5 protein-coding genes are annotated in these 5,637 nt (G+C 35.1%); all 5 read left to right on the top strand.

The genetic code is table 11. The annotated features are described in order from the left end of the window. Positions 1 to 107 precede the first annotated feature (107 nt). Entirely contained in the window at positions 108 to 944 is an 837-nt protein-coding gene (locus tag ENL20_09220; protein HHE38737.1) for a type II restriction endonuclease, read from the top strand. A 2-nt stretch (positions 945 to 946) separates the two neighbouring features. Beyond that, complete coding sequence (locus ENL20_09215) at positions 947 to 1,741, top strand: site-specific DNA-methyltransferase (protein ID HHE38736.1); 795 nt, start codon at positions 947 to 949, stop codon at positions 1,739 to 1,741. 210 nt (positions 1,742 to 1,951) lie between these two features. Continuing rightward, positions 1,952 to 2,518 carry an N-acetyltransferase gene (locus ENL20_09210; GenBank protein ID HHE38735.1) on the top strand — a complete coding sequence of 189 codons (567 nt, stop codon included), beginning with the start codon at positions 1,952 to 1,954 and terminating at the stop codon, positions 2,516 to 2,518. Between the two features lie 297 nt (positions 2,519 to 2,815). After that, positions 2,816 to 3,934, top strand: coding sequence for a DNA polymerase III subunit delta' (gene holB, locus ENL20_09205; GenBank protein ID HHE38734.1), 1,119 nt, complete (start codon positions 2,816 to 2,818; stop codon positions 3,932 to 3,934). Between the two features lie 60 nt (positions 3,935 to 3,994). Beyond that, positions 3,995 to 5,637 (top strand): glutamine--tRNA ligase/YqeY domain fusion protein (locus ENL20_09200; GenBank protein HHE38733.1); only part of this gene is annotated, 1,643 nt, incomplete at its 3' end.

Raw genomic sequence — 5,637 nt, 5'->3', positions numbered from 1 at the left:
GATAGAGGTCATTAAGTGATTCATCAGTTTCCAAATTTCGGGCAAAATTTCATACATATTCCAAATTATTGCCTTTTTAGAGTGGACTCATACTTTAAAAAAAAATTATGAATAAAACAGAACTCGGTTCAAAAACAGCAAAAGGTGGATTTGCAAATGAAAAAGATATTTGCATTAAGTTTAACGATTGGAAAAAAGATGGTGAAGCTAAAGAATGGCTTGAAATTATGGGATATGATATTAGTAAACTCAACTCTGTAAAAGCAATCCAAATCCCAACCAGAATTAAGAAAATTGATTTTAATAAATTTGGTGTAAATGAAGAAGAATATGAACAATTTATTCGATTTAAAAAAGCTGATGCCCAAATAAGTATTATCATAAAGATAGGAAATATATTAAAAATTGAAAACCTATCTTTAAAGAAAGCAAACAAAAATGCAGATTATAATCAAATTGATAAACGATCTATCTCAAATTATCAGGAAATGTGGAATTTTGATGATGATATTGCTTTTTGGCTCAAACTTTTTACCGGAGAATCAAATCCACAAAAATATTCAAAAAAGACAGGTATTGAAATATTCAGAGATAACAGACGCTTGTTCTTAAATGAAATGCCGGAAACTGTCCAAAATAAAATCATTAACTTCTTTGAGAAAAACAAAATTGTGATATTGAATGATATAATCCGGGGACGAGGTGGACTATCCGCTGATTGGATGTTAGTTACAAGACTTGATAAAGTAAATGAGACAACAACCTGGATACTTAATGATATTAATACTGTAATGAATTTTTTTGGAAAAGGTGAAGTTTGTATATCACCACGAGGTAGTTTGCGTATTGGTAAAATAACTATGCAAAGAAAAGGCGGGACTCCGGATCCTACAAAATTACAATTTAAGATAAAACCCTGTCAGTTGTTCAATCCGGAGAAATAAAAATGGAAGCTAATAAAGTATATTTAGGTGATTGCATAGAAATTATGAGAACATTACCTGATAAATCGGTAGATTTATTATTTGCTGATCCACCTTTTAATATCGGAATAAAATACGATGTTCATAATGATAATATGTCATATAAAGATTACTATAACTGGTCGGAAAAATGGATACAAGAAACTCACAGGTTGCTTAAAAAAAATGGTTCAATATATATCGCAATCGGTGATGAATTCGCAGCAGAGATAAATATAATTTTAAAAAAAACGGGTTTTTATTTTAGAAATTGGATTATTTGGTATTACACATTTGGTCAAAATCAGAGAAAAAAATTTAATCGTTCCCATACTCATATTTTATATTTTACAAAGAATAAGGAGAAATTTACATTTAACGATAAAAATATACGAGTTCCTTCTGCCAGACAGCTTGTTTATAAAGATAAACGAGCAAATCCATTAGGAAAGATTCCTGATGATGTTTGGCAATTCTCAAGAGTATGCGGAACTTTCAAAGAAAGAATAGGGAAACATCCCTGTCAGATGCCGGAAGATTTATTGGAATTAATTATTAAAACAAGTTCCAATGAAGATGATTTAGTCTTAGATCCTTTCGGAGGAACTGGAACAACCGCAGCAGTTGCTAAAAAATTCAAACGAAAATTTATTACAATGGATATTTCTGATGAATATTATAACATCATTTCAAAAAGATTAAATGGTGATATTGAAGAAGTTAGAAGAAACAACATTATTGAAACAGAACAGCAAAAAACCATATTTGATTATATATGAAGAATTACAAAACTTCCGATAACAAAAACAAAAATATCCACGCCAGAATTCATTTTTTAGTTTTGTGGTTTTATTTGGGTTGAGATTGCTTTCAAAAGTCGAGTGGTTTGCGAAAGATGGCGTGGCATATTCGAAACATTATGAAATTTAAGTCAAGATATCTAAATCTAACTTAACTCAAGTTTTCTTGGATTGTAAAAGGAAGCAAACATGAAATATTACAAAAAACTGATCGGAGAAAAATGCTATCTTTCTCCCATCAGTATCGAAGATGCAGAGCAATATGTGGGATGGATAAATGATTTGGAAGTCTCGAAAAACCTGGTGATGTCTTCCCATCAGATCACTCTGGATAAAGAAAGAGAAATCCTCTCCGATATGAGTAAAAATCAGTCACAGATATTCGGGATTATCGATAAAGAGAATGATAAACTGATCGGGAACTGCAGTCTTTTCAACATAGATCATATGGATAGCAAAGCAGGATTTGGTATTTTTATCGGAGATAAATCGTATTGGAATAAAGGATTCGGAACGGAAGCGACCAAACTCATTCTCGATTATGGTTTTAATATTCTGAATCTAAATAACATCTGGCTGGAAGTTTACAGTTATAATAAAAGAGCGATCAGGTCTTATGAGAAAGCAGGATTTAAATTGATCGGAAAAAGACGAGAAGCAAAGATAATTAACAGCAAGAAATATGATGAAATTTATATGGACATTCTAGCAAGCGAATTTGAGAGTGTTTATATTAAGAAGGTGATGGAAGAGTAAAAAGACTCGACTTGCAACCAAGTGCGAATTGAGGATTGCCAGGTTGTTTCAACTTAAGTCAAGATTCGACTCCTATGAAACTACTTTTTAACTTCCGAATGTTTTTGCTTGCAAAATCTTCGGAATGTTGAGGTACATTTTTCCGAACAATCGGAAGATCAGCAAGCTGAACATTCCGATGTTCTAGTGTGGTTTCATCTTAATAGAACTATTTGCTTGCAAATAGTGTGGAGCTGAAGTCGAACTTAACTCAAGTTTTTTAAATCTTTGCGTTCTTCACGGCTTTGCGGTAAAAATATGTTTGAAAAAATCAAAGGTCAGGAAAAAGCGATTTCGATTTTAAAGAATGCGATCGAAACAGACAAGATCGCTCACAGTTATCTTTTTTATGGACCGGATGGAGTCGGTAAATTTACAACTGCTCTTTATTTTGGAATGGCGATCAACTGTCATTCTACACTTGAGAAGCGACCTTGTGGGATCTGTCCTTCCTGCAAGAAATTTCTATCTTTTTCTCACCCGGACTTCCTTTTTGTTTTTCCATTTCCAAAGGAAAAAGATAAAGATATTTCCATTGAAGGGGAGATAAAGGTCGAGAAAATTTTACAGGAATATGAATCATATATCGAGAATAAGATCAAAACTCCCTGGAAGGAATTCCATTTTACCAAGAATATCGGGATCAGAATTGCCAGTATCAGGATGTTGGAAAACCGGATCAAACTTTCTCCAAACGAGGGGAATTATAAAGTTTATATCATCGAAAATGCTGAAACAATGGGAATTCAAGCTGCCAATGCTTTTTTGAAGACTCTCGAAGAACCTCCAACAGATACGGTTTTAATTTTGACAACAAGCAAACCGAATTCACTTTTACCAACAATACTTTCCAGGTGCCAGCAAGTTCCTTTTCTACCAGTTTCTCGAAAAATCATCGAAAAGGAGTTGGAAGAAAACAAATTTCTGGAAAATATCGAAGCAAAAATGTTTGCCCGGATTGCTCATGGAAACATGGAAAAAGCACTGCAACTCGTGGAAAAAGGAACAACAGCATCCCGCGAAGAAACGATTGAATTTCTGAATATATTGATTGCTCAAGATGATTTGAGATTCATCGATTTTGCGAATCGCTACAAAACTTCCAAAACACAATCTCAATTAATGGAAATAATTTCCCACCTGATCATCTGGATCAGCGATATTTCCTATTTCAAGAATTTCCCTTCCGAAATTGTTAACCTGGATAAGACTGATATGCTGGAAACTTTATACCATCAAAATCCGAATATCGATGAGTATGCTCCGAAAATCCTGGAATTCCTGGAATTAATGTTGAAAAAACTCGCTGGTCATGTAAATCCGCAGTTGATCATTATCGGGATTTATAATAAATTAAGCGAAATATTTTTTGGATAAATTAAACGAAACCTTCAAGGTTTTGAAAACCTTGAAGGTTTGGAAGAGAAGGAACAAAATATGAGCGAAGAAACAAAATCAAATTTCATCCGCGAAATCATCGAGGATGACCTGAAAACAAATAAAAACAACGGAGTTGTTCACACTAGATTTCCGCCTGAACCGAATGGTTATCTGCACATCGGACATGCCAAAGCATTCTGCTTGAGTTTCGGAATTGCAGAAGATTACAATGGAGTTTACAATCTTAGATTTGATGATACGAATCCTGTCAAAGAAGAAACTGAATATGTGGACTCCATCCAGGAAGACATCAAATGGATGGGCTTCGACTGGAAAGAAAATCTTTATTTTGCTTCTGATTACTTTGAACAACTTTACGAATTTGCTTTGAAATTGATCAAAGATGGAAAAGCGTATGTTTGCCATTTGAGTCCCGACAAAATTCGAGAATATCGCGGAACTTTGAAAAAACCGGGGAAGAACAGTCCGTATCGGGATCGAAGCGTTGAAGAAAATCTGGAATTATTCGAGAAAATGAAGAATGGTGAATTTGAGAATGGTGAATGTGTTCTGCGAGCCAAGATCGATATGAGTTCTCCAAACATCAATATGCGTGATCCGATCATGTATCGCATCATCCACGCTGAACATCACAGAACCGGCAATAAATGGTGTATTTATCCGAGTTATGATTTTACGCACGGACAGTCGGATTCCATTGAAAAAATCACTTATTCACTTTGCGATCTCGGTTTTGAAGACCATCGTCCGCTTTATAACTGGTTTATTGAAAATCTCGGTATCTTCCCATCGAGACAGATCGAATTTGCCAGATTGAACTTGACTTACACGGTTTTGAGTAAAAGAAAACTCCGCACTTTAGTCGAAGAAAGTTATGTTTCTGGCTGGGACGATCCGCGCATGCCGACTTTATCAGGTTTAAGAAGAAGAGGATTTACTCCAACTTCGATCAGGAGATTTCTTGATCGGATCGGAGTTGCCAAAGCAGACAGCACGGTCGATATTGCTCTACTCGAATATTTCATTCGGGAAGAATTGAACAGAACTGCTCCGCGCGTGATGGCAGTTCTGGATCCGCTGAAAGTTGTGATTACGAATTATCCTGAAGATCAGGTCGAAGAAATGGTAGCGATCAATAATCCGGAAGATGAATCGGCTGGAACGCGTCAGGTTCCTTTCTCAAAAATTTTGTTTATTGAGAAAAATGATTTTATGGAAGATCCGCCTAAAAAATTCTTCCGTCTTGCTCCGGGTAGGGAAGTTCGTCTCCGTTATGCTTATTTCATCAAATGCGAAAAAGTTATTAAAAACGAAAATGATGAAATTGTTGAACTCCATTGCACTTATGATCCGGAAACAAAAGGTGGTTCGTCTCCTGATGGAAGGAAAGTCAAAGCAACCCTGCACTGGGTTTCTGCAAAACATGCTATCGATGCGGAAGTTCGTCTGTATGACAGGCTTTTCACGAAAGAATTTCCCGAAGAAAACGAAGAAGGGAAGGATTTCAAATCCAATATTAATCCGAAATCTCTGGAAGTTCTTACAAATTGTAAACTTGAACCATCTTTAAAAACAGCAAAACTCGGTGAGAAATTCCAATTTGAAAGACTCGGTTATTTTTGTGTCGATACAAAAGATTCCAAACCTGAACATCCTGTTTTCAATCGAACAGTTTCTTT

It is taken from the genome of Candidatus Cloacimonadota bacterium (assembly GCA_011372345.1).
In the GTDB taxonomy this organism is placed as follows: Bacteria; Cloacimonadota; Cloacimonadia; order Cloacimonadales; family TCS61; genus DRTC01.
This window is presented reverse-complemented; position numbering and strand designations above follow the sequence as displayed.

Coding starts and splice junctions, on each gene's coding strand:
- ENL20_09220 (HHE38737.1), top strand. CDS start 108: ATGAATAAAACAGAACTCGGTTCAAAAACAGCAAAAGGTGGATTTGCA.
- ENL20_09215 (HHE38736.1), top strand. CDS start 947: ATGGAAGCTAATAAAGTATATTTAGGTGATTGCATAGAAATTATGAGA.
- ENL20_09210 (HHE38735.1), top strand. CDS start 1,952: ATGAAATATTACAAAAAACTGATCGGAGAAAAATGCTATCTTTCTCCC.
- holB (HHE38734.1), top strand. CDS start 2,816: ATGTTTGAAAAAATCAAAGGTCAGGAAAAAGCGATTTCGATTTTAAAG.